Below are 2,570 nucleotides of genomic sequence, written 5' to 3'. Positions count from 1 at the left end.
GATGGCGACTCCGTGCCCGGCCGGCCGCGGGAGCCGTTTCAGGGCGTCGATCGTGTGCGCCATGTCCTGGACCGTATCGACCCGGATCGCTCCGGTCTGCGCGAAGAACCCCTGCCAGATGCGGTCATCGCCCGCCAGAGACCCCGTGTGGGAGGCGGCCGTCCGGCGGGCTGCCCGGCTGGCACCCGGCTTCACCATGACGACCGGCTTGTCCGGGGTCGTCCGGGCGACGATGTCGAAGAGCCGGCGGCCGTCGGCGACTCCTTCGAGATACACCCCGATCGTGTCCGTCTCCGGATCGTCCGAGAGGTACTCGACCAGATCCGAGGCATCGACCGTCAGGCCCGTTCCGTAGTTGACGACGGTGCTGAACGAGAGCCCGATCTGGGAGCCGTACCCGATGATCCCGTCGGCGAAGCCCCCGCTCTGGGTGAGAATCCCGACCGATCCGACCGCCTCCGGCGCCCCGGCCCAAGTGACCAGCCGGAGTCTCGGCGAGAAGACGCCCATGCTGTTGGGACCGATCACCCGTAGACCACCCTCGACCGCGATCTGCGTGATCTCTTCATGGAGAGCTTTCCCCTGCTCCTCACCCGTCTCGCCGAAACCGGCCGAGAAGATGTGAACGTTACGGTTCCCGGTGGCAACGCAGTCGCGGAGGATCCAGGGGACGATGGGGGCCGAGAGGCCGATTATCACGAGATCCACCGGCTCCGGTAGGTCGGTGAGGCCGGCATAGGCCTTGTGGCCTCGGATGACGTCGGCCTTCGGGTTGATCGGGTAGAGGCGGCCGCGGTAGCCGAACTCGACCAACTGGCCGAACATGTCCACCCAGCTCGCGCCCGGTTTGTCACGCGAGGCGCCGACGACCGCGATCGACTCGGGCTTGAGCATCGCGTCGAGCCCGGGCGAGCCTTGCATGTCCCTAGCTCCTAGTGGATCGAGGGTCGGCGGGCTGGCATGGGTACCGACATGGTGGGCGTTGGCACGACCCGGCCACAGGCCGTCCTACTCGGAGAATGCGGAGGACGACAGGCTCTCCTGGAGGGCATAGATCGAACCCGGCCACGGCCGGGACGGATGGGGCAGCCTCACCGGGACGTCCGCCATCCGCGGCTCCGCTACAGGCTCTCCCCTCAGCAGGCACGCGTTGTACTCATCCCAGGTGCTCCAGGTGTCCCAATTGCCGAGGCCGAACAGGGGCCAGGCGTCCGCGGCCGCCAGCTCGAGGAACAAGAGGCGCCGCGGCCGATCGGAGGTGTTGGGCGGCGATCCGTGCAGCATGCGGATGTGATGGATGGATATCCCGCCGGCCGGGACCTCTACAGGCACGGCGTCCGCCGGGTCGAAGTGCTCGCGACCGACCGCGCCGACGAAGTATCCGTCCTCGTGGTGGTCGTAGACCGGGTGTCGGTGGGAACCGGGAATCACGAGCAAGGCGCCGTTCTCCGTGGTCGTGTCGTCGATGGCGATGCCCACGGCCAGAAGGTCGTCGTTGGTGTGGGGCATGAAGCCCCAGTCCTGATGCCACTCCACCACGCTGCCGAACCCGGCGGACTTCATGTTCAGCTTCTCTCCCGTGAACCGGATGGACGGACCGATGAGCTGCGCCACCATGTCGAGGATGGCGTCGTGATGCAGCATCGACATGTACAGGTCGTGGTGCAACGAGGGACGTTTGATGCGGCGCACCCGGACGTCATCGGCCGCGTGACCGGGCTCCAGATCGAACCTCTCATCGCTCTCGGTCAGGAACCGGGTGCTCTCGACCAGCTCGTCGGTCACCCGTTGCAGCTCGCTGACCTCGGAGGACGACAGGACATCCGTCACCGCGACGTAGCCGTGCTCGTTGTAGAAGTCGATCTGATCCCGGGACAACATGTTGCGCCTGCTTAAACGTCCAGCTTGTAGAGGCGGGCGGCGGTACCTCCCATGATCGCGGCCAGTTCCTCGTCCGTGAACGGTTCAGAGCCCTGGCGCTCGGCGACATCGTTGACCCTCCGGTAGAGCTCCGGCACCGCGGCGAGCTCCCGATCGATGCGAGCCTTGTCGCTGTTGTCCGAGCCGTACATGGCCCGATCGGTCGCTACGTACGACCTGAGCATGGCAAGGGCGTCATGAAGGGGCTCGGGCGCTCCGCCGGCGAAGTGACAGAGATCGGCATGGAAGTTGGGATGCTTCGCCACCATCAGTATCCCCTTGGTCACCCAGGGCCAGTTGATAACGACGATGACCTTCATGTCGCGGAAGCGTCGTCCCACACCGTCCAGCAGGAACGGGTCCGCCAACTCCAGTGACGCGTTGATGATGGGCGTCCATCCCGTGAAGAAGTGCACCGGGATGTCCAGCTCGATGGCCTTCTCGTATAGCGGGTCCAGGCTGCGGTCGTTGGGGGAGTAGAGCTGGTAGCTGGGAACGAGCTTGAGGGCCCGGAAGTCCAGCTCCTTCACGCACCGCTCCAACTCCTCGACCGCCCAGGGAATACCCCTCATCGGATCGATACATGCCACGCCCTTGAGCCGGTCCGGGTACATGGCGACCTGGTCGGCCGTGTAGTCATTCGGTACGTA

General features: G+C 65.8%; 3 protein-coding genes. All 3 read right to left on the bottom strand.

The window, feature by feature from the left end; translation table 11 throughout:
• Positions 1 to 921 (bottom strand): CoA-binding protein (locus tag OXK16_05330; GenBank protein MDE0375369.1); only part of this gene is annotated, 921 nt, incomplete at its 3' end.
• Positions 922 to 1,008: 87 nt separating this feature from the next.
• A complete protein-coding gene (locus tag OXK16_05325; GenBank protein MDE0375368.1) occupies positions 1,009 to 1,881 on the bottom strand; it encodes a phytanoyl-CoA dioxygenase family protein in 873 nt (290 codons plus the stop codon).
• A gap of 11 nt (positions 1,882 to 1,892) precedes the next feature.
• Positions 1,893 to 2,570 (bottom strand): amidohydrolase family protein (locus OXK16_05320; protein ID MDE0375367.1); only part of this gene is annotated, 678 nt, incomplete at its 5' end.

Source organism: bacterium, from assembly GCA_028821235.1.
Taxonomy (GTDB): Bacteria; Actinomycetota; Acidimicrobiia; order Spongiisociales; family Spongiisociaceae; genus Spongiisocius.
This window is presented reverse-complemented; position numbering and strand designations above follow the sequence as displayed.